Below are 23,014 nucleotides of genomic sequence, written 5' to 3'. Positions count from 1 at the left end.
CCGGCCTGTCCCCATAATTTGCCGCCGTCACAGTCGGCACCTCCCACAGCAAGGAACCTTGAGCGCATGAACCACACGCCTGCCCAGTCAGACGTCTCCATTGCCGGCGAACACGATGCATTCATTGCGGCGGTGGCACAGCAGCTCAATAGCTTTCTGGCAGAAAAACATGAGCTTCTGGCGCAAATCTCTCCGGCAACTCTAGTTCTGGTTGACTCCATCAAGACCCTCGTCACCGGCGGCAAACGCATGCGAGCTCTGCTGTGTTACTGGGGTTGGCGCGGTGCCGGTGGCGCCGCCGATGCACCCGCCGTCATCCAGGCCGGCGCTGCCTTGGAACTCTTCCAAGCTGCGGCACTGATTCATGATGACATCATCGACCGTTCAGACACTCGCCGCGGCGGTCCCAGTGTTCACAAACGATTCAGCACTTTGCACACTGATAGTAAATGGTCTCTGGACAACGAGCGGTTCGGTCATGCCGCAGCCATTCTCACCGGCGATCTTTGCCTCTCGCTGAGCGAAGAAATGTTCTCCCGCATCGATACCGGCTCATCTAGCCGGGCCAGGGACGTCTTCAACATTATGCGCACCGAAGTCATGGCCGGGCAGTATTTGGATATTCTGGAGGAAGTGGCTGGGCCCTCGAAACCTCACGAAACAGCTGTTGCTAGAGCGTCGGCCATTATTCGCTATAAGAGCGCTAAATATTCTTCCGAGCACCCGTTGGTGTTGGGCGGAGCCTTGGCCGGCGCCGACGACTCCATGCTCAATAGTTACAGCGCCTTTGCCCTGCCGCTTGGCGAGGCTTTTCAGCTGCGCGACGACGTCTTGGGCGTCTTCGGAGATCCGGCTCAGACCGGGAAACCGGCTGGCGATGACCTACGAGAAGGCAAGCGCACGGTTTTGGTGGGGCTGACCATCGATGCAGCTGGGGAAGCGGACCGTGACTTTGTTGACCAAAACTTGGGACGTCAGGATCTGAGCGAAGCCGAGATTGCCAAGCTATGCGCCATCATGCTTGAAACAGGCGCCCTGGAGCGCACCGAGGAAATGATTGCTGCGCTGAGCACAGATGCCTTCACGGCTTTGGCAGAACTACCCGTTTCAGAAACTGTGCGCGAAGCACTGCTGGCCTTGGGTCAGAGCGCCGTATCGAGAACGTCCTGATCCCACTTAGCGAGCAACAGGTTCCGATCTGAGGGACCGCTGTGGCTGGTGTAGAACCATAGCGGCTCTCCGGATAGCTGGCCGGTTAATAGTGCCGCGCCTGGCAAGTATTCACCAGAGCAGCTCACGCTGCTGGTTTGCCGAAACAACCCAGCAGCGTCAGTGATTCTATACAAGCGGGGATTCTTACCAGCCGAGGGCGCCTGCGCGTCGACGGATTTCTGTTTTCCGGCCTGCATGCAAGGCGTCAATGGGACGCCCCGGCAGGGACTCATCCGCTGTGAAGAGCCACTCGATGGCTTCCTCATCTTCAAAACCTGCGTCTTGGAGCACCGTGATGGTACCGCGGAGGCTTTCCAAGATGTGGTCCTCGACGATGAACGCCGCAGGAACGGCGCGAATGTTGCGCTCTCCAATGCGTGCGGCCAGCAAGGAGCCGTCTTTGACGAGGGCATGGACTTTGGTTACCGAAACATCAAGTTTCTGGGCAACATCGGGCAAGGGCAGCCATTCGCTGACTACTGATTCAAGATTACTCACCCTCAAAGGTTCCCACATATTGGTAACGTGCGTGTGAATATTGTGCTGGAGTGCACATATTAAAGCCCTTTATGTGACTTTAACTCCCTTTGTACCGACCTTTGGTGTAAATTCCCAGTAGTCTCACTAGTAACTTCAACACCACTAGTAACATCAGCAACGTGAACTCGAGGTCCACACCCATGACTCCAACACGCCCGTCTGCCAACACCGGCAAGCAGCTTGCCGCCGTTGCCACAGCAGCTATTCCCGTTGTTATGCTCTCGTCTCTGGCGATGGCGGTCCCAGCGACTGCAGCCCCCACCCACCCCGGAACTCAACCGCACGGTAGCCATGGAGCTCTGAACTCCGCAGACGTGTTGGCCGCCATTCAGGCGCGAACTGCGCAAGTGCAGGCCAAATCCTCCAGCATTCCGGCAGCCGTGGTTGCCAGCTCCTTGCCAACAGCAGTGACCGCCACGCCTCTCGTAGCCCAGACACAGGTGGCGCAGGCGCTCATTGCCAAAACGGCCGCCAACGTTCGGTACACCGTTAAGTCCGGTGATACCGTCTCTGCCATCGCGGCCAAGCACGGCGTCAGCACATCGAAGGTCCTGAGTTTGAACAGACTCTCCAACGCTTCGATCATTTACCCCGGACAAGTCCTAGTGATCTCAGGAGCCGCCAAATCCACTGCCGCCGCTCCCACCGCCTCCACCGCCACAGCCGCCGCGAGCTACACGGTTAAGTCCGGGGACACGCTCAGCGGCATTGCCAGCAAGCACAAGGTCAGCCTGGGCTCGATCTTCTCGCTGAACGGGCTCAACGCCAGCTCCGTGATCTACCCCGGCCAGAAGATCAAGGTAGGCGGCACTGCCAAGGCGGCAACGCCGTCGGCCCCGTCAACGGCGGCACCCAAGGCCACCTCATCCGGTTCGCAAAGCTACGTAGTCAAGTCCGGGGACACGCTCAGCGGTATTGCCAGCAAGCACAACGTCAGCCTGGGCTCGATCTTCTCGCTGAACGGGCTCAACGGCAGCTCCGTGATCTACCCCGGCCAGAAGATCAAGGTAGGCGGCACCGCCAAGGCGGCAACGCCGTCGGCCCCGTCAACGGCGGCACCCAAGGCCACCACAAGCGGCAAGTACACCATCAAGTCCGGCGATACTCTGGGCGCCATTGCCGCCAAGCATGGCGTGAGCCTCTCCGCTTTGGCCTCAGCCAACGGCATCACTGTCAACGGCGTGATTTACCCCGGCAAGGTCCTCACCATCCCGGGCCTGAAGTCCAATTCAAGCTCGATCACGCCCATTGCGCCGAAGCCGGCCCTCACGCCGGAGCAGGAGGTGCCCAGCACGTTCCTGCACTACACCTACCCTGCCGCGGTAGTAGCAGATGCCAATAAGAACAAGGCTGCTCTGCTGGCCGCGCCCTCTCCCACCCGTGCGCAGATGAAACAGATCGTCTCCAGCACAGCCTCCAAGATGGGTGTTGACCCCGCCCTGGCTATGGCGTTCGCACAGCAGGAATCCGGCTTCAACCACCAGTCGGTCTCCCCCGCCAATGCCATTGGCACCATGCAGGTCATTCCCGACGCCGGCGATTGGGCATCGGGACTGGTGGGCCGCAAGCTGAACCTGTTGGACCCGTACGACAACGTGACAGCAGGCGTGGCCATCATCCGCGCATTGCTGCGCGGAGCCCCCAGCGAGGACCTGGCTATTGCCGGTTACTACCAAGGGGAATACTCGGTCCACCTGTACGGGATGTACCCGGATACGGTGAACTACGTTGCCGGTATCAAGGCAAACCGGAACCTGTTCCGCTAAATCAGGACGAGGAAGCAGTACGCTCTCAACGAAAAGGGGCCCCAGCGCAGTGTTGCTGGCGGCCCCTTTACGTTTGTGCTCCTAAACTTGAAGAGTGCAAGATGCGTCTGCCGACCCGCGAATCGGGTCCACAATCGAAAACCGCTACCTGGTTCTATCCAAGGTGGCTGACGGCGGCATGTCCACCGTCTACCTGGCCAAGGACCTGCGACTCAACCGCAACATAGCGCTGAAGATCCTGCATCCACACCTTGCCACCGACAACGCGTTCATTGGCAGGCTCAGCCGGGAGGCCCAGAGCGCCGCCAGCCTGTCCCACCCCCATGTGGTGCAGATCCACGATCACGGTGTGGGCCCGGAGTGCGCCTACCTGGTCTTCGAGTTCATTGACGGATACACGCTTCGAGACGTCATCGAGCGGCAGGGCGCGCTGACCCCGCGCCAGGCACTCGATTTACTGGATCCCATCGTCGCAGGTCTCGCAGCCGCGCACAGCGCTGGCCTGGTGCACCGCGACGTCAAGCCGGAGAATGTCCTCATCTCCCACCAAGGCTGGGTCAAAATTGGTGACTTTGGGCTATCCCGAGCCGTTACCACGTCCACCAACACCGGCACGCTCTTTGGCACTGTTGCCTACATTGCTCCCGAGCTGGCTCGCGGCGAAGGCGGCGATGCCCGCAGCGACATTTACTCTGCCGGCATCATGCTCTATGAACTTCTCACCGGCCACCAGCCCTTCCGTGGAACGGTTCCCGTGGCTGTGGTCATGGCGCACGTTCAGGATGAGATGCCTGCCCCGTCCGCCGACATTCCGGCCCTGCCCCCTGTCATGGATGAATTGGTCCGCTACATGACGGAGAAGGATCCGGACCACCGCCCGGCCAATGGCGCCGCCTTGCTGGAGGATCTGCGCCACATCCGTGCCTCGCTCACTCCTGCCGAGCTTGATGCCGGCGGATCGGCCACGCTGCCGGCCATCGAGCCCCAGCTTCCCGGAACCAGCCACACGGTGGCCTTTGATCAGAGCCACACCACGGTTCTGGCCGCCCCGCAGTTTCCCACCTCGGTCCTGCCCCGCTCCCCCCAGCTCTATGCCGAGGATCCCCACAGTGACCGGTATGCCCTTGCGGAGCCCACATCTTCCGCGTACGACGCCGGGGCGTCACAGCCCGCTCACATCGGCACCTCCAGCTATCCCCCCGTCAGTGACGAGGCCCCGGCGGCTCCCCTGAACAAACGCCAAGCTGCCGCGGCCAACAAGGCAAAAGCCAAGGCGGCCGCCACACCGAAGAAGACCCTTGGTTCGCGGCATCCCCGCAGGCGAGCCGTGCTCTGGATCCTGCTGGTGCTAGTGCTGGGCATTCTTGCAGCAGGTGCCGGCTGGTTCTTAGCCTTAGGTCCGGGTGCTTTGGCAACCGTCCCGGATGTGGGCAACAAAAGTGTGGAGCAGGCCTTGAGTGTGCTGCGCGCCGAAGGCTTTGAGGCGACCTCCACGACGGACATCTATGACGAAAAGGTGGCTGCCGGTTTTGTGGTGGACACCGACCCCACGGCCGGCAGTTCCCTCCGCAAGTTCAACAATGTCACCGTCCAAATTTCCTTGGGCCCCGTGCTCTATCAGGTCCCCAACGTCACGGGCATGCCACAAGACGGCGCCAAGAAGGCTCTCACCGACGCGCAGCTCGCCGTAGGAACACTCACTGAAGCGTTTGACGAAAAGGTGGCTGCCGGCGTCGTGCTCAAGCAGGATCCCGCAGCCGGGAAAGAGTTCCGGGCCAACACCAAGGTCAACCTGGTGGTCTCCAAGGGCCCCAAACCGATCCCGGTGCCTGCTCTGACGGGCAAGACTCAGGCGGACGCAGAGGCGGCGCTGAAGTCCCTGGGTCTGGTGGCGGTGATCTCCCCGGAGCAGGTCAACAGCCGCACGGTTCCGGCAGGATCGGTCATCACGGCCTCACCAGATAGTGGCACGCTCACCGCTGGCGGCAAGGTCACGCTCACCATATCCAAGGGCCCCAAGATGGTCAGTGTGCCGGATTTGGTGGGCAAACAGGTCGGTGTGGCAACACGTGAGCTCGAGGCGCTCGGTTTTGAGGTCAAGGTGGAGAATCTGCTGGGCGGATTCTTCGGCACTGTCCGTTTCCAGGACCCACAGGGTGGCGAAGCTCCCGAAGGCAGCACAGTAACACTTCGCGTCATCTGAGTCCCACCTCCAGGCGCCGCTCTGCCTCACCCTAGCCCCGCTTTCCTTCTCTCTCCCCCCCCCTCTTCGCGCCCCGCGCCGCCCGCGAGGATGCAGTAGTGACTAATGTTCGCGAGAAACATTAGCAACTACTGAATCTTCGCGAGGCTGGAAGGGACTTTCGCGGGAGGTTCGGCGAGGACCATCGCAGGGAAATTGGCTGGCGGGGCCTGAAAACGCTTAAAGTACGACGGCGGCCCGCCCCTTCGCGCTGAAGGTGCGGGCCGCCGTGGTGGGTGAAACAGCTGTTACTTGGACTGGCGCAGGGCCTCGGAAACCAGGAACGCCATTTCGAGGGACTGCTTGTGGTTCAGGCGAGGGTCACACACCGACTCGTAGCCGGTCAGGAACGCTTCCTGATCGACGGGATCGGCGCCGCCGAGGCACTCAGCCACATCGTCACCTGTCATCTCCACGTGCAGACCGCCCGGGATGGTACCCAGTGCCTGGTGAACTTCGAAGAAGCCGCGCACCTCGTCAATGACGTCGTCGAAGTTGCGGGTCTTGTAGCCGTTGGGCGAGGTGACGGTGTTGCCGTGCATGGGATCGGTGACCCACAGGACCTGAGCGCCGGAGGCCGTGACCTTCTCGACCAGGTTCGGGAGCTTTTCGCGAATGTTGGTGGCACCCATGCGGGTAATGAACGTCAGGCGGCCGGGCTCGCGGTTCGGGTCAAGCTTCTCAATCAGCCGCAGGGCGTCGTCCGGGGACGTGGTGGGCCCAAGCTTGACACCGATCGGGTTACGAACCCGGGACAGGAAGTCCACGTGTGCCTGGTCGAGATCGCGGGTGCGCTCACCGATCCAGAGGAAGTGTGCGGAGGTGTCGTACGGCAGGCCGGTTCGAGAATCGATGCGGGTCAGGGCGCGCTCGTAATCCAGCAGCAGCGCTTCGTGGCTGGCGAAGAATTCAACTGTCTTGAGGGCGTCGAAGTCGGCACCGCAGGAGGCCATGAACTTAATGGCACTGTCAATGTCCTTGGCCAAGCGCTCGTAGCGACTGTGTGCCGGGTTCGAGGTGAAGCCGCGGTTCCATTCGTGGACGCTGCGCAAATCTGCGAAGCCGCCCTGTGTGAAGGCGCGGATCAAATTCAGCGTCGATGCTGAGGTGTGGTACGCCTTGAGCATGCGAGCGGGATCGTGCTGACGCGACTCCGGGGTGAAGTCGAAGCCGTTGACGATGTCTCCACGGTAGGCCGGGAGGGTCACGCCGTCGCGCGTTTCATCATTGGAGGAGCGCGGCTTGGCGAACTGGCCGGCCATGCGCCCCATCTTGATGACGGGCAGCTGTGCGCCATAGGTCAGCACCACTGCCATCTGAAGAATGGTCTTGACGCGGGCGCTGATCTTATCGGCAGTGGCAGCCTCGAAGGTCTCGGCGCAGTCGCCGCCCTGCAGCAAGAATGCCTTGCCCTGGGAGGCCTGAGCCAGGCGGGAACGCAGCACATCCACTTCGCCGGCAAAGACTAGCGGAGGCAGGACTGAGAGTTCCTTGACCGTGGGGGCGAAGGACGGAGACTCGGACCAGGTGGGCTGCTGCGCAATCGGCAGGCCGCGCCAGTCGTCAAGGCCCGGGTAGACGGCAGCACCGGGGACGGAGAGTCCGGCAGCGGGTGCATTTGATGCGTTCAAAGTTAGATCAGTCACGGCTAAATCCTATCCCCGAAAGGGCACAGCTGCGAACCGGTCCAGCCACTGAGATTTCGAAAGGAGCAAGCTCGGCCTTGAGCCGCGGCTGCGAGAGATCAGTGACGGTGATCAGTGCAGGGACAGCGATCAGCGCGTGGTGGCTTCGGGATCGCCGGGAGACGCTTCAACGGCCGATTCACTGGCAGCATCTGCTGCGGGCTCCGCCGCTCCCTCGGCCCCTGCCACAGCTTCAACCTCGGCCCCCGTTTCAGGAACCGGCGCAGCCTTCTTGGCACCAATGACAGTCACGGCGCCCGGAGCAAGGATGGCGGTGGGCTCAATGCGGACGGCGTCGGCAGCCGTCTTGATTGAGTCCCCATCCTTGGCAGTGGCTGACTTGGCCGACTTCTCGGCGGCCAGCTTGTCCTTGATGGTGGAGGCGTAGGAGTCAACGTACTCCTGGCCGGAGAGTCGCATGAGCTCGTACATGATTTCATCTGTCACAGAGCGTTGCACGAACCGGTCATCAGCCATGCCCTGGTAGCGACTAAAATCCATAGGTTCGCCAAAGATCACGCCGAGTCGGCGGATGCTGGGGATGCGCCGGCCAATGGGCTGGACCTTGTCGGTGCCAATCATGGCCACCGGGATGACGGGAACGTTGGCGGTCAAGATGAGCTTGGCCACACCTACCTTGCCTCGGTACAGGCGGCCGTCGGGGCTGCGGGTTCCTTCGGGGTAAATCCCCAGAAGTCCGCCACCGTTGAGGACTTCCACACCTGTCTGCAATGAGTTGGCCGATGCCGCGCCGCCGGACCGGTCCATGGGCAGCTGATTGGTGAGCTTGAAGAAGGCAGCGGTCAGGCGACCCTTGATGCCGCGTCCGGTGAAGTAGTCACTTTTGGCCAAGAACACGACGGGCCGAGGCACCATCAACGGCATAAAAATTGAGTCCGAGAATGACAAGTGGTTGCTGGCCAGAACGGCCGGTCCGTCGATGGGCAGGTTATCCAAGCCTTTAGTCCAGGGCCGGAATAGTACCTTCAATACTGGGCCCAAAAATATCTTCTTCAGTACCCAATAAATCACGGTGGTATTCCTTACTATTACGCTCCGGGCCAACAAGCAGTCTCAGGTCATTGCGGTACCCCCGCTGCGGACGTATCAACAGTAGTCTAGTGACAGCATCACAGATTTCGTGGCAGCGGCTCCGCAGCAATGCCATACACGTTTCCGGCCACGGCGGCCGGCAGGAGAGGAAAACAACCATGGCGAAATCGTTTCGTTCCGAAGGTCACGGCGACTTGGCCCGGGTTGGTGTGGCCGTGTGCCATGGTTTTACCGGCTCACCAGTTAGCATGCAGGGCTGGAGCGACTATTTGGCCGAGGCCGGATTCGCCGTCAACATGCCCCTTCTGGCGGGGCACGGGACCTCGTGGCAGGATCTCGCCAAGACCCCGTGGCAGAACTGGTACCGGGATTTTGAGGCCTCCTACTTGGAGTTGAGCGCCCGCTGCGACACGGTGTTTGTTGCTGGCATGTCCATGGGTGGCGCGCTGGCATTGCGGGTTGCTGCCCTGCACCCGGTGGCGGGTGTTGCTTTGGTCAATCCCGGGCTGACATTTAGTGACAAACGGGCGCAATATTCTGGACTGCTGAAATGGGTCCTCAAGAGTGTCCCTGCCATTGGTGATGACATCAAAATGCCCGGCATTTCCGAGGGCGCGTACACCCGCACACCCGTGGCAGCCGTCCACCAGCTCAGCCAGCTCTTTAGCGACACCACGAAGCTGCTTCCCCAAGTCAGCGCACCCACCCTGATTTTCCGATCCACCGTGGACAATGTGGTGCCAGATTCCAGCATTGACGTCATCAAGGCTCATCTGGGCAGCTCCGAACTCCAGGTTGTTCCCTTGGAAAACAGCTACCATGTAGCCACCATGGACAATGACGCACCCTTGATCTTTTCCCAGTCTGCAGATTTCTTTCGGAGGCCCCACCATGCAATCTGACCCCGGCGCGGGTACGCCGCATACCGGCGACGACGACGATGTCTGGCGGGATCTCGTGGCCCGCTTAGAGGAGGCCGACGACGCGTTCCTCGAGGACCAGAGCCCCACTGCGGATAGTAAAGCTGAGGGTAGTACCGACGGTAAAGACGCGCACGACGGCGGCACACCTGTTCCGCACCCCGCGGCATCTGACGCTGTGGTTCCGCGAGTTAACGAACCCCGCGCCTCCGAACCCAAGACAGTCATTGACTTTGACCCCTTGGGTGTCTGGCATGATCAAGAGGCGCCGGCCCCACGAGAGCTTGCCGCGGATAGCCGCAACCCCGCAGGGCTGGGTGGCGCGGAGGAAGACTTCATCTCCTTCGGGCCACGCGACTATGAAGCCGACGATGATGAGGAAGGCTTTGTCCCCGAGGAATTGCCCAGCCTGCGTAATTCCGATCCTGCCATCATGATGTCCTGGATCGGCGCGGCAGGCGCCCCGCTCTTCTTGGTTTTTTCGGCGATCTTCTGGCGTCAGATCCCCACTCTGCTGGTGATGGCCGTCATTGTGGCATTCATTGCCGGCACTGGATACCTGCTGTACCGCCTGCCCAACCACCGCGATCATGACAGCGGAGATGGCGCCGTCGTCTAGCTATCAACGTCTCGACGCGAGGGATTTGGCCATAATGCTCAGTACTTCCTAGTGGAGGCGCAACTGTTCTCTGGCAAGATCGGCAGCGCCAATGAGACCCGCTGACGGGCCCAGCTGCGCCTGCGCAATGACCGCCTCCTGACGGTAACCGCGGCCCGTCAGATTCCGCAAGTACGCGCGGCGTGCTGGCTCCAGCAGCAGATCACCGGCAGCACTGAGCCCGCCACCAATGATGAACACGGCTGGATCCAGTGCTGCGGCGAGGTTGGCTATGCCCAGGCCGAGCCACTCCCCCACCTCGGCCACCAGTTCCTGGGCAGTTGCTTCGCCCTGTAAGGCTAGATCGGTCACCACCGATCCGGTGATGCCCTTGGGCCGGCCGTGAGCCGCAGCCAGCAAGCCAGCCGCCATGGGTGAATGTTTGCGGGCCAATTCCCGGCCCTCGCGGCCCAAGGCATTTCCGGAGGCGTACTGCTCCCAGCAGCCCCGGTTTCCACATTCGCAGCGGTGACCGCCGGGCATGATGATTTGATGTCCGAACTCTCCAGCCATGCCGAAACTGCCGCGTTCCACACGGCCATCAATCACCAAGGCACCACCAATTCCAGTACCCAAGGTCAACATGACCATTCTGTCCCGGTCCCGGCCCGCACCAAAGCGCCATTCCGCCCAGGCTGCGGCATCGGCGTCGTTAGTCACCAGGACCGGACGGGCCAACATTGCCTCAAGGTTTGCGCGCAGCGGCTCGTCGCGCCAGGCCAGGTGGGGGCTGAAGACGACTCGGGAGCCGGAAAGATCCATCCAGCCGGCAGCACCGATACCCACGGCATCAATGGGATGCCGGCGCCCCAACTCGTGAACCAACTCCGCAATCACGGCCTCTACGGCGCGGGCATCACGGCCGGGAGTGTCTCTCCGGACTTCTTCGAGGATGACGCCGTGAGCATCCACCACGCCTGCGGCGACTTTAGTCCCGCCAATGTCAATGCCAAGGGACAGCGGAGCCACGGACGCCCGGGTACGGGCAGGAATTGGAGGGAACATCTCCAAATTCTAGCGAGGGTATGCGCTCTGCTGAAATTGCGTACGTGAGCTGAAACACATAATGTTACTAGCGGGTAACATAGCGGTCCCGGCGGATATCCCACTTGGCGGCTAGAGTGAAGCAAAACGATCGCAGGCCCACATATCAAAGGAGCTATTGTGCAAGAGATTTCCGTCCCGGCCAAAGTAGTCAGCCCCCGGACCATGAATACGACCGACTTTGTGCTCCGCCAAGCAAAATTGGCTGCCAATCCGGCCCTTTTCTCAAAGCGCAATGAAGACCATGTGTGGGTGGATGTTTCTGCGAAGGAATTCTTGGCCGACGTCAGCGCCATTGCCAAGGGCCTGATAGCCTCCGGCATCAAAGTGGGTGACCGGGTAGGCATTATGGCGCGGACCCGGTATGAATGGTCGCTGGTTGACTTCGCCATCTGGTTTGCCGGGGCCGTCTCGGTGCCGATCTACGAGACCTCGTCCCCGTCGCAGGTGGCGTGGAACTTGGGCGACTCAGCTGCCGTGGCAATTTTCGCCGAGACCGGATCACATGAAAACATCATCCGGCAGGCCGCTCATAATGAGAACCTGACCACATTGGAGCATGTCTGGCAGTTGGAAGGCGACGGCCTGGACGTTTTGCGCGACGCCGGGCGCGATGTCACCGATGAGACTCTGGAGGCAGCTCGCACGGCCAACGGCCTGGACGACGTGGCGACCATCATTTACACCTCCGGCACCACCGGCCGGCCCAAGGGTTGCATGCTGACACATCACAACTTCGTGGAGCTCAGCGAAAACGCTCGTGCCGTACTGGGCGCAAGCGTGGTCCCGCCCGGATCGCAGACCATCATGTTCTTGCCGCTGGCGCACGTTTTTGCCCGCTATATTTCCGTTCTTGCTGTGGCCGCCGGCGCCAAGGTAGGCCACACACCGGACATTAAGAACCTGTTGGCGGACCTCCAGAGCTTCCAGCCCACGTTCATTTTGGCCGTGCCGCGGGTCTTTGAGAAGGTGTACAACTCCGCGTCCTTGAAAGCCGAGGGCGAAGGCAAGGGCAAGATTTTTGCCGCTGCCACCAAGACTGCCATTGAGTACTCACGCGCCACCCAGGACGGTGGCGCTGGCATTGTTCTCAAGGCCAAGCATTTTGTGTTCGACAAGCTTGTCTACGTCAAGCTCCGTAACGCCATGGGCGGCCAGGTACGCCACGCGGTCTCCGGCGGTGGGCCGTTGGGTGAACGGCTGGGCCACTTCTTCCAGGGCATTGGCTTGCAGATCCTCGAGGGTTACGGCCTGACCGAGACCACTGCCCCCATTACCGTCAACCGGCCCGAACACATCAAGATCGGTACTGTGGGCGCCCCGCTCCCGGGTAACGCGGTCAAGATTGCGGCCGACGGCGAGATCCTCGTCAAGGGCGTCTGTGTCATGAAGGGCTACTTTGGCCGCGATGACCTCACCGCCGAGAACTTCACCGATGGCTGGTTCCGCACTGGCGACATTGGCGAACTCGATGAGCAGGGCTTCCTGAAAATCACTGGGCGCAAGAAAGAAATTATTGTCACCTCTGGCGGCAAAAACGTGGTGCCAGCCTTGTTGGAGGACCAGATCCGGGCCGACGCGATTGTGTCCCAGTGTGTTGTCATTGGCGAGCAGCGCCCGTTCATTGCAGCCATCGTCACGATCGACGAGGACGCCTTGCCGCAGTGGGGTAAGGCTCACGGCCTGCCTGCGGGAATCTCCGTTGCCGAAGCTGCCAAAAACGCCACGGTGATTGCTGCCGTGCAAGCTGCGGTGAACAAGGCCAACTCCACGGTCTCCGCCGCCGAGGCCATCAAGCAGTTCAGGATCGTGGATTCGGACTTCACCGAGACCTCAGGCCACCTGACCCCGTCATTGAAGGTCAAGCGTGCCCAGGTCATGAAGGACTTTGAAGCCGTGGTGGAAGAAGTCTACCTGAGCAAGAAGCCGGTCTAAACAGCAGCCAGATTCCCACCGCGGCTCCGGGCGCGTATGCGCCCGCTTTCTGCGTACGTCCGAACGTACGCAGAAAGCGGGGGCATACGCGCTTAAGGCTGGATGCGGGGGCAGAACTCTCGGAGAACTGGACCGTGGCCGCGGCAACTGTGCGTGCCGGCTACACGGCCAAGGGGCCGAAGAACTTCCTGGAATCCGTAAACACCGGCTGCGGGCCTCCAGCAGGATCGGGTCCGACGCCGGCCATGCCCGCGTAGGCGTGCAGCTCACCTTTCGGAGGGAGCGGCTGCGGGTTCAGGCTCGCTTCCGAACCTGCCCGCGGCCATTCCACGTCACCCGTGGCAGTCCGGGCCGGGATGAGCCAGTGGTCCCCCGTGCGGTACTGGGCCACGTTGCCGTTGGCCGCCCCAGGGAAGGCCACCTGCACCCCATCCTCCAGATCCAGCCAGGTGACGGGCACGGCGGCGGACTCAACCACCGCCACGGCGCCACCAGCGGCCGGGTCGCCGTCGTGGTCCCAGCGGCGCAGGTACGGATGCAGCCGCCGGTCCTGACCCACGCGGGGATCCGCCACGCCCTCCAGAACGGCACTGAAGGTGTCGCGGTCCACCGAGTGCACGCGCAGGAGTGGCCCGGCATCGTGCCGCAGTGTGGAGTTGTCATCGACAAGTTCCACCCAGCCGCCCACCACAAGCCCCAAATCCGGGTCTCTTCCCAGCGAGGACAGCATGACGGTGGTTTTCTTGGCCACTGCGTCCGGAACGGGCGGCTCCGTCAGCGGGAACACGATGGAGCCGTTGTCCCGGGACCACTTGAACGTGGCACCGGAACCGGCGCTCCCGGGCGTGTGGACTTCCACCCGGAACAGCTGGTTCTCCAGTCCGCGATAGCGTGCAGCGGGATCCACCGTGCAGGGATCGTTGCTGCCGGCCGGCGGCTCGGCCCGGGCGGCCAGCTCCGGGACAGTGCGGCCCAGCAGCTGGTCCAGAGTGGCAAGGGCCCCATTGCCACCATCGGGCTGCGGGAGGAGAACTCGCACCTGCCAGGTGAGCTGCGCACGCGTTGCCGTGTCCGGCCCACCCAGTGCCACCTCCGCAATGCGTGGATCCTCCACGGCGCTGATGTGCCGTTCCCAGACGTCCAGGTAGATGGTGAAGTCGCTCAGGGTGGCCAGTGCTTCCATGGTGGTTGCCGCATCAAAGGGGTAGCCGGGCTGCTCGCTGTACAGCAGCGGGCCGGGGTTCTCGCACAGCAGCCCGTCCACGTAGTAGCGGCCGGCACCGATCACGAAGTCCCCGGGCAGCAGCTGCTTGCCCAGCGCCTTGGCTCCGGCGGCGTCGGCAATGACAGCAAACCCGGCATTGTCCAGGGGTCCACCCTCGGGGCCGATCAAGTCCCGGGCCAGCAGCCTCCGGTAGTGCCCGGCAATGGCTGCCTGTTCGTTGAAATCGGCGTCGACGTGGACCCGCCCCTGCTGCATCAGGACGCGGGTGTAGTGGTTGTCCGGATCAAACGTGTCCCGGCTGAAGTCGCCTTTCATGGTGTGCCCCTAACTCGTGAAGATGATGCCGGTGGAGAAGCCTGCAACGGTGTATTCGTCCAGCCGCGCGCGCAGGTTCGCGGCACGTTGGGGTGCAAAGAGATCGTGGAAGACGCCCATTTCTGATTTGTCGGACGCTCCGCGGACAATTTCAACCGCGGTTCCGGCCACCAGGCGTCCATAGGCGGTGTTTCCGTACCGCCTGCTGGCGAATGCCGGCCGGACCCGCATGGCTTCCCGCTTCGCGGCCGCCGCGCCGTCGGCAGGGTTGCCGGGATGGGCGGCCTTGGCTGCCTCCTGCACCAGATCAGGCTGGCAGTTGAAGCGGCGCGGCGTCCGCGAGGCCGGCGGCAGGTAGCTAAAGCGCACGCAGCCGCGCTGCCGCCGGGCCACCGCCAGTTCGCCGAGGAAGATGCTGTCCTCCCCCAGCATGAGCTCGTGAGCGCGCACCTGGCCGATGACAGTGCAGCGCTGCACGCACAGCGAGCTGAACGCGGTTCCGCCCACCTCGTCGCACAGCACTTGTTTGCAAGGATCCGTGGCATCCCATAGGCAGTCAGCCAATGCCAGCATGGGAGCCTCGCCGTTATCCGGGTCGCGGCGAACTTGTACGGGGCCCAGAATGCTGCGGCTGATACGCACGGCGGCCCGGGTTCCGTCCAACAGAATGCTGGGCTCGTCGGGCCGCTGCGGTTCGCAGTCGCAGTCCAGGTTCCACCCGGGCACCAGTGTGCAGTGGCGGACAGTGACGTCGCACAAGTCTCCGCCGCCTGTGAGATCGTCACCGTCGCCGGCACCGCGGCGGGTACCGGGGCCGTTGACCACCAGCCCGCGCCCCACCACCAGGAGCCCGTCCAGCACGAACCGGCTGGCGTCGCCGCCCGTGACGCTGAGCGGATCGGGCTGGTCTACGCGGTAGTCCAACAGCCGCAGCACGGGCCGGGCGCCGTCGGCCGCGCGCAGTTGCAGGTACTCGCCTTGGGCGAGTGTGAATTCAAAGCGCTCCTCGTAGGCCCTGCTGTCCACGACCTCGATGACTCCGGCCGCGGGCCATTCGGCGTTGCGCCGGTCCTTGCGCCACCGCCTGTAGGCTCCCATGATGGAGCCGAACTCGCCCTTGCGTGGGGAATCCTTGCGCACTCGGTACATGGCCGCGCCTGCCGGTTGGGCCGTCCGCCGCGGATATTCACCGCCGCCGAGGTCCGTGCTGAAGCCGTAGTGGTAGCCAACGGTGACGCCGCGGGGCAGTTGCCCTGCGGCAAACACCAGCCTGCCGCGTTCCGGATCGACTAGGACCTTGTTCCTCGGGGCCTTGTAGGCGTGCCAATCGGAAAGGTTCGCCGGGATGACCTCCGCCGCGACCAGCTCGTGTCTGGCCCCGCCGCGCCAGCCCCAGGCGGTCACGGACATGCTCTTCCCGGCCCCAAAGTACGACGCCGATGCCCTCGCCTTGGGCGGGTGCCGGCCCAGCAATTCCGTGATGGCGGTCCTGCTGACGCGCTGCGGCAGGCGCAGGGCTGGATCGCCTGCACCAAAAGGATCCGGGGGCTGGGTGAACAGGGGCGTGTCGTGGCCCAGCACGCTGAACGTGAAGCACTGACTGCCTTCCTTTTCGACACAGCAGGCAGGGGCATCCGTGATCGCATAGGACACTAGTGGGGCGGCGAAGAGGCTGATGTCGGGAATGTTGAAGCGAGCTGTGGTGCGGTGCGAACCAGGCCGGCGGACGTCAACGCAATGAGCGGTGGTATCGCCGGGACCTCCCATCATGGACAGTGCCGGGCCATTGCGCAGGTCTGCGGTTCCGCCCCGGTCTAGGTGGCGGTGGTTCAGGTGCTGGTTCCAGCCCAAAAGCTTGAACCCCTCAACGGCAACGGCCTCCCAGCCGGCCGACTCCAGCGACAGCTGCTCCAACAGCGCAATGGTGCCTTTCCGGCGTCGAAAGTTGATGGTGTGGGCTGCCTCCCGCCGTGGCATGAGGACCTTGTTGCGGGCCGCGCTGCCGGCTCCGGCGCCAGGACGAACGGCGTCGTGCACGGGCTGGTAGCCCACCAGCTCAGCAATGTAGGGTACGGCCCAGTCTTCGGCTGTTTCAATGAACCAGTTCCCGTAGAGGGTGGCGATGTTTGCCTCCACCAAGGCGCCTTGTTCATCCATGACGGCCAGCAGCTCCCGCAAGGGGTAGCCCTGTTCCGCGTCGCGCATGCGGTAAGTCGCGGGCAAGAGGTTGTACAAATAGTCTGCCGGCCGGCTCATGACTGCACCTCATTCAGGATCAGGCTGTCCGGGACAGCGGCTTGCAAGTAGGCGAGCTGGGCTGGGAGCGCAATGCCGCCGTCGACCCTGCCGGACAAAACTGCGATGCGGCGCGGCAGGGCACCACCGCGGCGTGCCGGGACACCGGGAGTGACGTTGCCGCCCGGCAGCCCACCCCTCAGCCATGCCAAGCCGGACGTGAGGTCCTCCCGCTGGAGGGTTTTCAGGACATCAAGGTCCACGTACGCCACCCCGGGAACCGCGGCCATGGTGGCGATGACGGCGCTGCTGGCCAGGTCCTCCCCCAGCGCCATGGCCGCAAATCCGAATGATTCCAGCAGGGCGGCCCGTACCGCCGGCTCCACGAGCGTCCAGTCGTAGTCGGCCTGGACCGAGACGTTGGCACTGAGCACCAAAGCCAGCGCCTCGCGCTGTACCAGCTGGAGGCGCAGTTGCGTCTCGCCGAAAAGCGTCAGCGCGCTGCGGAGGTTGCGGAACAGGTCGGAGCTGGGTTCAATGGGAACGTCATCCAGGCCGGCGATGGTCACCTGAAGCACAGCCGAGCCACCGGCATACAACAGCGCCGAGCTCGCCTTGCCAATTCCGGCAAATGTCGCGGCAAAGTCTGCGTAGTCCTGCACCGACACCAGCCGGTCCAGGGCCGTGACGGAGCGTGGGGCGTTGGCCCGGATCAGCTCGCGGGGCTCTGGGTCGGCGCCGCCGGAGGTACGCAGCGGATTGGTCACGTCTGTGACGCCCAGAGGCCGGGTTGCCAGCTGGCTGATTTGCCCGGGACGGACGTTGCCGGGTGCACCGATGCCGCTGCGATAGCCGGCCTGGACGTTGTCACCCCCACTGGGCAGGCGCTGCCCATGCGGCGGGGAGCCGAAGGTGACAGTGGTTGCTCCCGTGTCCGAGCTGGCGGTGAAGAAGCCACGCTGCCCGTCTGCCAGGAAGGCCAGACCCGGAACCTCCGGCCATTGCACGCCGTTGACCCGGACCACCAGTGTGCTGGCTGCCCCGGCCGGGGTGGGCGCGGCCAGGTAGGTCAGTGGCGCGGCCTTGAGTGAAAACTGCTGGAGGGCCGCCGCTGCGCTGCCAGCGCCCAACACCTCCTGCCGGGTTTCCCCGTGGGTTGCGTGTGCCACGTTGCCGTAGACGGCCACCGTGTCCCGCTTGTAGCTGTAGGCCAGCGGCTGGGCGAAGGTGAGGAAGGTGTGGCGCTCCTCGCCGGCCAGGATGGTGCCGTCATCACTTCTGCCCGTGTGGGCCACGGCGGCAAGCATGAGCAGTTCGGCCCCCTGCACGCCTTCGGTGCCCAGATCCGCCCGCTCACCCGTGACAATGACCCAGCGCCCGGCGGTGAGGCCGTCGTAGAGCCCGTCTAGTTCCAGCTCCGCGTCCTGGACGTTGTCGGTGATGGGTTCCTGGGCCAGTTCCAGTGCTTCTTCCTGGACGTAGGCAGCGGAAGCGCGGAGGTTGGCCATGGCGTCTGGGTTGTTCGGCTTCCACCATTCATCGGCCAGCACCAAGGTGGTGGCAGGGCCGGAGAGCCCGTAGGCCTTGCGGGAACCGGTCCGCACCAGCTTGGCCATGGTCAGCAGCGCACCGAAGGGGTCTGTCTTGGCGGGGTCTTCGGGGTCCAGCGGGAAACCGCGCTCCATGACCACGTGCTGGCCCGGCTGCAGGCCTTCAACCACACCGTCCAGGTAGGCCACAAACGGAGATTCGTCTCCCGCCAAGTCAAGCTCCTTACTGTCCGCCGGCGGGTGGTACTCGCCACCCTTGAAAAACCCCTGCACCTGGGCATTGTGCCCGAACAGCGGGCTGCGCCGGCGCAGGGCGGACACGCTCACCGTGGTTGAGTTGCTGATGCGAGTCGCGGCAAGGGCTGCATAGAGCGTGGGCGCCAGCTTGGCGTACAGCCCGGCGAGCAGCTGCGGGTACACATTGCCGGCACCGGTGAACGTGGCGGCAAAGGAGCGCTCCATCTTCTGCGAGTTGGCGGGCGGCACCGAGGCCGGAAGCAGCAGGCCGTCGACGAGAGCATCGATGGGGCTTTGGCCCTTGCGGGCCAGCCGCGCCGCTGCCGGCAGCACGCCTGCAAGAATGCCTGCGGCCGCTCCGCCGGTTGTTCCAGAGCTGGCGGCGACGGCCGCCAGCGCCGCCCGGGCCCGTTCGAGCGAGGGAACCAGTCGCGTCCAGCCCCTCTCGCGCGCCGTGGCCAGTTCGGTGCCCAAGACGGCCACCGCATCGGTCCCCACGCTGCGGGCAAACACAGCCGCGGGCACGGTACCCAATTGCTGCGCCAGCTTGTCCAGCACCACCTCAATACGCTGCGCCGTTGCAGTGCCGGCGGCATCCGCCATGGCCGCCTTGGCAGCGGCAATTGCCTCCCTGTGCACGGCCAAGGCCAGGTCCCCGCCAGTCCAGTCCGTGAGTTCCACGCGGGTCAGCCCGGCGTGCGCATCCGCCGTGGCGGACTTGACGCGCACGGCCTGTACGGTGCCGGTGCCCAGGTCCAACACCAGGGCGTCGTTGGGCTTGAGCCCGGTAGCGGTACCGGCCAGGCACAGCCCGCGGGCCAGCACGGCAGCGGCATCCTGGGCCCGGGACATCCGGGGGCGCAGCTGGTTCCAGGCGGCCCGGGCCGGCAAATCGGTGCTGCTTTCAAAGGCCTGCATGGTTTCGCCAGGACCTGGGACGCTATTGGCGCGGGACCCTGCCGGGATGAGGACCTCCGTGGTGTTGGGGTCGAGGGTGTAGGCCAGGTAGGCAGTGGCGGCCACTCCCGGGCGCGGCCGCCAGCCAACGAGTGCCGCCAGCTCCCGGACCGAGCGTTCCCAGGTGGCGGTGCGCAAGTAGCCTTCGTTGCACAACCGCTCCTGGTAGAAGGTGAGCACGTCCGCGGCCGTTGCCCAGGCATCGAGCATGGCCATGGACGGGTCCGACAGTTCCCGCGTGCGCAGTCCCGCCAGGGCCGGGTGGCCGGCACTGGAGAGCCCTTGGACCATGGCGGCCAGGAAGGCAGGCCGCGTGCCGACGCGGTAGGACAGTGCCGGTAACCCCGGGGCGTTGGTGGTGGGCAGCGGTGCGGGTGTTGCCTGAGCGTTGGCTCCTTGTGCGTTCACAGCCCGCCTCCCAAAGTCAGTGTGAGTATCCCGTGGTCCGGGAAGTTGGGTGAATTATCCATGCGCACGATCTCCAACGGCCCCACGGCAAGCACACCGTGTTCCAGTTCCTGGCCGCCCGGCATGCCCTGCCGCCGTAGCAAGGACACCACGGCGCTTTCAACGCCCGGCACGGATGCCGCAAGCGCCACGAGGGAGGAGACATACACACCGGTGCCGAAGGTGAGCCGGTCCGGGTTGAAGAAACCGTCCGGGCCGCTTCCCAGCAGGCGCAGCAGCTCCGCCCGCACCTCGCCGCGCACAAAGTGCGGCAGGACGCAGATTTCCAGCCCCACCTCGATCGGCACGTAGCCGGCGGCGGTGACGGCGAGGTCGTGGCCCATCCGCCGGTAGGGAATGAGCGCCGCGGCAGTGGAGTCCAGCAGGGCCGGCGAGGGCTGTTCGCTGCCCCACGGATCCACACCCACCCGGGCCTCGTACCAGCTGCCGGTCCAGGCCAATTGGGCGGCGGCACGCTGCAGTTCCGGGGCCTGCCCGGCCAGTTCTGCGTAGTCATCTGCCGTGACGGCGCGCAGCCGGGTGCGCCGGAACGCATCGGGCGCCAGCAGCCGGGCCTCGGCGACTGTTTCGCGGTCCATGCCGCCGGACGCCGGCAGCGGGTTGCGGGGCTTGATGGATGCCCCACTCCAGGAACCCGCGCGCAGCACCATGAACGTGATACTGTCCCTGCCCACATTGCCGGCCGCGCCGTTGCCCACGCGGTACCGAGGCGTGCCGATGAGCCCGGCCGCGGGCTGCTCGCCCAAGTCTCCGTCGCCGAAGCGGAGGTGGGCCTGGCCGGCGTCGTCCATCTCAGCCACGAAGGCGCGGTCGCGGGGCGAACTCTCCAGCAGGGTCTGCCGTGGCCCCCATTGCGTGATGCTGCCGTCAGCGGGGTCCAGGAAGGAAAGTTCGACGGCGGGACCCGCCTCCCGGGGGTCCCTCGCCGTGTCGGTGCACGCTGCACCGGGCACCACGGGGTCGCTGTGGGTTAGGGGTTGCTCGGCCAGTACGGGCGCAATGCGGGTAGGCGCAATGGTTTCCTCGACGGCACCGCCGTCGCAGCAGCACTCTCCGGACACGGTTTCCACGGGGACTGGGTCCCAGGGCGGGTCCGTGACGGTGCGGCCATGGTCCACCAGGATGGTGTTGCCGCGTGCCACGCTGATGCCCTCCACCAGTGTGCATTCCGGGGCGGCGGTGCGGGTGGACAGGCAGAGGTCAAAGATGAGCGCATCCACAGGGTGCCAGGTGACGCGCACCAGCCAACCCCTATCCTCCGGGTTGTCCACGGAGGTGAGCCTGACGGCCTGGCGGTGGTCGGGGCGGGCGTCGGCAGGGTTGCCCGTGACGGGTCCCTTGACCTCCTCAAGAATCAGCGCACTGCCTGCTGTCAACTCAAGCGGCCCCGCGGGGACTGTTCCATTCCAGGACGCCGGCAGCGGTTCGCGCGGGTGTGCTCGGCGCCAGCGGTACCGGTCCACCAGTGTGGCTTCCGTGGTACCCCGCGACAGCCTGCATTCGGGCTCCCCACCGGTATCGATGCTGATCTCGCTCTGGGCGGCGTGGAACACCAAGCCGGTGGCAGTGGCGTCGGCAGGCTCGAAGACTTCCATGCCGGCCGCGGGGAGCTGGTCAAGTTGGTCCTGTTCAAGCACGGTGCCGGGAGTTGCAGCCAAGGCAGGGAAGGCAGTGATGAAGTAAATGTCGCGGGCATCCACGGGCTCGGTGTCCGTGTCTGTGCTGACGGTCAGCCAGGCCCGGGCGTTGAGCCCTTCGTGGAGGAAATAGTCCACGAGCCGCACATGCCGGCGCACCGAGACCCGCTGTCGGGCCGTTCCCAGGTACGCTTCGGTGGCCACGGCGTCCTGGTAGTAGCTCAGCTCGTCCGCGGCGTACGCCAGCACCTCCACGAGGGCAATGCCGACGTCCGCTGCGTGCCGTTCCTGCCAGCCGGGCATGGTGGCGGAGAGTCGGTCCAGCATCAAGGTGCGGAAACTTTCATAGTCCTTGGCCAGGTAGTCGATCGAGGGATCGGGCGCCAGTGCAGCTGGGGAGGGACATTCCTGGACGCAGTCGACGCCGGTGGGGCAGCCTGCCTTGAAGCTGAAGGCCGCCTGGGAAAAGTCCGCGTTGAAGCCGGGCAGCGGGCCCCAGCCCGTGGCGCCTGCACTGCCCAGGCTAACTGTGTACGTGGAGAAATCGCCGGGGCGGTCCACGCTGACGGCCAGGGCAGACCCGGAGGAGGGACCGTCGTCGGCTTCCCCGTCATCGTCCTCGTCGAAGGGGTCGGTGGGGGCTCGTTGCACGGTCAGCCCGGTCACCACGATGCCGGTGACGGCCTCTCCTCCCGTGATGCGGACGTTGGCCGGAACCAGCCCGCCTGGCTGCCCGCCGCCGGCAAGCTGGGGCATCTCGCCCATGAAGTACACCAGGACAGAGCGCTGGTCATCGGAGACTTCCACGTAGTCAATGGCGTTGAGGTTGGCACGGTTGGCAAATGCCGCTGCCCGGGCCAGTCCTCCCCCGCACGGTGCGTTTCGGGAACAGCCGCCGCAGCCTGAACAGCCAGAGCAGGCTGTGCACTCGGCGCATGATCCACAGCCAGCCAGGTTCTGGATCGCTGTCATGGCGCATCCCCGCTCGTGAAGGTTGCGTTCCGGGTGTCGCTGCTGCCGGCAAGCCGGTAGCTAATATCCACGCTGACGGTGGAGTCGTTACTTTCCACGGTGAGCGTCTGGATTTGAACCACGTCGCCAAGCCAGCGCTGCAGGCCGGCCTGGACCGTGAACTGCAATGCTGCAGCCAGTTCCGGGCTGTTGGGGCCAAAGATGAGCTGCTGGAGGCCGCTGCCGAAGTCGGGCCGGTTGACCCGCTCCCCGGGGTTGGTGAACAGGAATTGCTCCATCATGTCCCGCACATGTCCGGCGTCGTCAGTGGTGGCGGTGCGACCCAGGGGATCGAAGTGCCAGGGGTGGTCGATGTTCATGGCG

General features: G+C 64.2%; 15 protein-coding genes. 6 read left to right on the top strand and 9 right to left on the bottom strand.

The window, feature by feature from the left end:
• Positions 1 to 66 precede the first annotated feature (66 nt).
• The gene (locus CXQ93_RS16585) at positions 67 to 1,170 is read left to right on the top strand and encodes a polyprenyl synthetase family protein (RefSeq protein WP_104111536.1); all 1,104 of its coding nucleotides are present in this window, start codon (positions 67 to 69) and stop codon (positions 1,168 to 1,170) included.
• Positions 1,171 to 1,356: 186 nt separating this feature from the next.
• Here CXQ93_RS16585 and CXQ93_RS16580 read toward each other — a convergent pair whose 3' ends face one another.
• The gene (locus CXQ93_RS16580; protein ID WP_256939509.1) at positions 1,357 to 1,728 is read right to left on the bottom strand and encodes an Rv2175c family DNA-binding protein; all 372 of its coding nucleotides are present in this window, start codon (positions 1,726 to 1,728) and stop codon (positions 1,357 to 1,359) included.
• Between the two features lie 164 nt (positions 1,729 to 1,892).
• Here CXQ93_RS16580 and CXQ93_RS16575 point away from each other — a divergent pair, with 164 nt between their 5' ends.
• Together CXQ93_RS16575 and CXQ93_RS16570 are read left to right on the top strand one after the other, a co-directional pair.
• A complete protein-coding gene (locus CXQ93_RS16575) occupies positions 1,893 to 3,518 on the top strand; it encodes a LysM peptidoglycan-binding domain-containing protein (protein ID WP_258069078.1) in 1,626 nt (541 codons plus the stop codon).
• Positions 3,519 to 3,612: 94 nt separating this feature from the next.
• A complete protein-coding gene (locus tag CXQ93_RS16570) occupies positions 3,613 to 5,721 on the top strand; it encodes a Stk1 family PASTA domain-containing Ser/Thr kinase (RefSeq protein ID WP_104111534.1) in 2,109 nt (702 codons plus the stop codon).
• A gap of 287 nt (positions 5,722 to 6,008) precedes the next feature.
• Here the strand turns inward: CXQ93_RS16570 and CXQ93_RS16565 are convergent, their stop codons facing one another.
• On the bottom strand, positions 6,009 to 7,406 hold the full coding sequence (locus CXQ93_RS16565) for a class II 3-deoxy-7-phosphoheptulonate synthase (protein WP_104111533.1): 1,398 nt from the start codon (positions 7,404 to 7,406) through the stop codon (positions 6,009 to 6,011).
• Between the two features lie 129 nt (positions 7,407 to 7,535).
• Complete coding sequence (locus CXQ93_RS16560) at positions 7,536 to 8,477, bottom strand: 1-acyl-sn-glycerol-3-phosphate acyltransferase (protein WP_104111532.1); 942 nt, start codon at positions 8,475 to 8,477, stop codon at positions 7,536 to 7,538.
• 179 nt (positions 8,478 to 8,656) lie between these two features.
• Here CXQ93_RS16560 and CXQ93_RS16555 point away from each other — a divergent pair, with 179 nt between their 5' ends.
• The gene (locus tag CXQ93_RS16555; RefSeq protein ID WP_104111531.1) at positions 8,657 to 9,400 is read left to right on the top strand and encodes a carboxylesterase; all 744 of its coding nucleotides are present in this window, start codon (positions 8,657 to 8,659) and stop codon (positions 9,398 to 9,400) included.
• Positions 9,390 to 10,037, top strand: coding sequence for a hypothetical protein (locus CXQ93_RS16550; protein ID WP_104111530.1), 648 nt, complete (start codon positions 9,390 to 9,392; stop codon positions 10,035 to 10,037). Before CXQ93_RS16555 ends, CXQ93_RS16550 begins: the two co-directional genes overlap by 11 nt.
• Positions 10,038 to 10,085: 48 nt before the next feature.
• On the opposite strand, the gene CXQ93_RS16545 is transcribed toward CXQ93_RS16550, so the two are convergent.
• A complete protein-coding gene (locus CXQ93_RS16545; RefSeq protein WP_104111529.1) occupies positions 10,086 to 11,081 on the bottom strand; it encodes an ROK family glucokinase in 996 nt (331 codons plus the stop codon).
• 159 nt (positions 11,082 to 11,240) lie between these two features.
• Between CXQ93_RS16545 and CXQ93_RS16540 the strand changes: the two genes are divergently transcribed.
• Positions 11,241 to 13,055, top strand: a complete 1,815-nt coding sequence (locus CXQ93_RS16540) for a long-chain fatty acid--CoA ligase (protein ID WP_104111528.1) — start codon at positions 11,241 to 11,243, stop codon at positions 13,053 to 13,055.
• Positions 13,056 to 13,215: 160 nt separating this feature from the next.
• On the opposite strand, the gene CXQ93_RS16535 is transcribed toward CXQ93_RS16540, so the two are convergent.
• Genes CXQ93_RS16535 through CXQ93_RS16515 form a run of 5 tightly spaced genes read right to left on the bottom strand, consistent with a single transcriptional unit; the run spans position 13,216 to position 23,010 of the window.
• Positions 13,216 to 14,595: a DUF6519 domain-containing protein gene (locus CXQ93_RS16535; RefSeq protein ID WP_104111527.1), complete on the bottom strand. Its 1,380-nt coding sequence runs from the start codon at positions 14,593 to 14,595 to the stop codon at positions 13,216 to 13,218.
• Positions 14,596 to 14,604: 9 nt separating this feature from the next.
• Complete coding sequence (locus CXQ93_RS16530; protein ID WP_104111526.1) at positions 14,605 to 16,851, bottom strand: hypothetical protein; 2,247 nt, start codon at positions 16,849 to 16,851, stop codon at positions 14,605 to 14,607.
• Positions 16,848 to 19,982, bottom strand: coding sequence for a putative baseplate assembly protein (locus CXQ93_RS20710; protein WP_181036196.1), 3,135 nt, complete (start codon positions 19,980 to 19,982; stop codon positions 16,848 to 16,850). Before CXQ93_RS20710 ends, CXQ93_RS16530 begins: the two co-directional genes overlap by 4 nt.
• Complete coding sequence (locus tag CXQ93_RS16520; protein WP_104111524.1) at positions 19,979 to 22,651, bottom strand: putative baseplate assembly protein; 2,673 nt, start codon at positions 22,649 to 22,651, stop codon at positions 19,979 to 19,981. The genes CXQ93_RS20710 and CXQ93_RS16520 overlap by 4 nt, the downstream gene beginning before the upstream one ends.
• Positions 22,648 to 23,010 carry a GPW/gp25 family protein gene (locus tag CXQ93_RS16515; protein WP_104111523.1) on the bottom strand — a complete coding sequence of 121 codons (363 nt, stop codon included), beginning with the start codon at positions 23,008 to 23,010 and terminating at the stop codon, positions 22,648 to 22,650. The genes CXQ93_RS16520 and CXQ93_RS16515 overlap by 4 nt, the downstream gene beginning before the upstream one ends.
• Positions 23,011 to 23,014: the final 4 nt, after the last annotated feature.

Source organism: Arthrobacter sp. N199823 (genome assembly GCF_002929705.1).
Classification (GTDB): Bacteria; Actinomycetota; Actinomycetes; order Actinomycetales; family Micrococcaceae; genus Specibacter.
This window is presented reverse-complemented; position numbering and strand designations above follow the sequence as displayed.

Bases quoted from the DNA above. Each gene is read 5' to 3' on its own strand.
- CXQ93_RS16585 (WP_104111536.1), top strand. From the start codon at position 67: ATGAACCACACGCCTGCCCAGTCAGACGTCTCCATTGCCGGCGAACAC.
- CXQ93_RS16530 (WP_104111526.1), bottom strand. From the start codon at position 16,851: ATGAGCCGGCCGGCAGACTATTTGTACAACCTCTTGCCCGCGACTTAC.
- CXQ93_RS16535 (WP_104111527.1), bottom strand. From the start codon at position 14,595: ATGAAAGGCGACTTCAGCCGGGACACGTTTGATCCGGACAACCACTAC.
- CXQ93_RS16575 (WP_258069078.1), top strand. From the start codon at position 1,893: ATGACTCCAACACGCCCGTCTGCCAACACCGGCAAGCAGCTTGCCGCC.
- CXQ93_RS16555 (WP_104111531.1), top strand. From the start codon at position 8,657: ATGGCGAAATCGTTTCGTTCCGAAGGTCACGGCGACTTGGCCCGGGTT.
- CXQ93_RS16545 (WP_104111529.1), bottom strand. From the start codon at position 11,081: ATGTTCCCTCCAATTCCTGCCCGTACCCGGGCGTCCGTGGCTCCGCTG.
- CXQ93_RS16550 (WP_104111530.1), top strand. From the start codon at position 9,390: ATGCAATCTGACCCCGGCGCGGGTACGCCGCATACCGGCGACGACGAC.
- CXQ93_RS16515 (WP_104111523.1), bottom strand. From the start codon at position 23,010: ATGAACATCGACCACCCCTGGCACTTCGATCCCCTGGGTCGCACCGCC.
- CXQ93_RS16580 (WP_256939509.1), bottom strand. From the start codon at position 1,728: ATGTGGGAACCTTTGAGGGTGAGTAATCTTGAATCAGTAGTCAGCGAA.
- CXQ93_RS16520 (WP_104111524.1), bottom strand. From the start codon at position 22,651: ATGACAGCGATCCAGAACCTGGCTGGCTGTGGATCATGCGCCGAGTGC.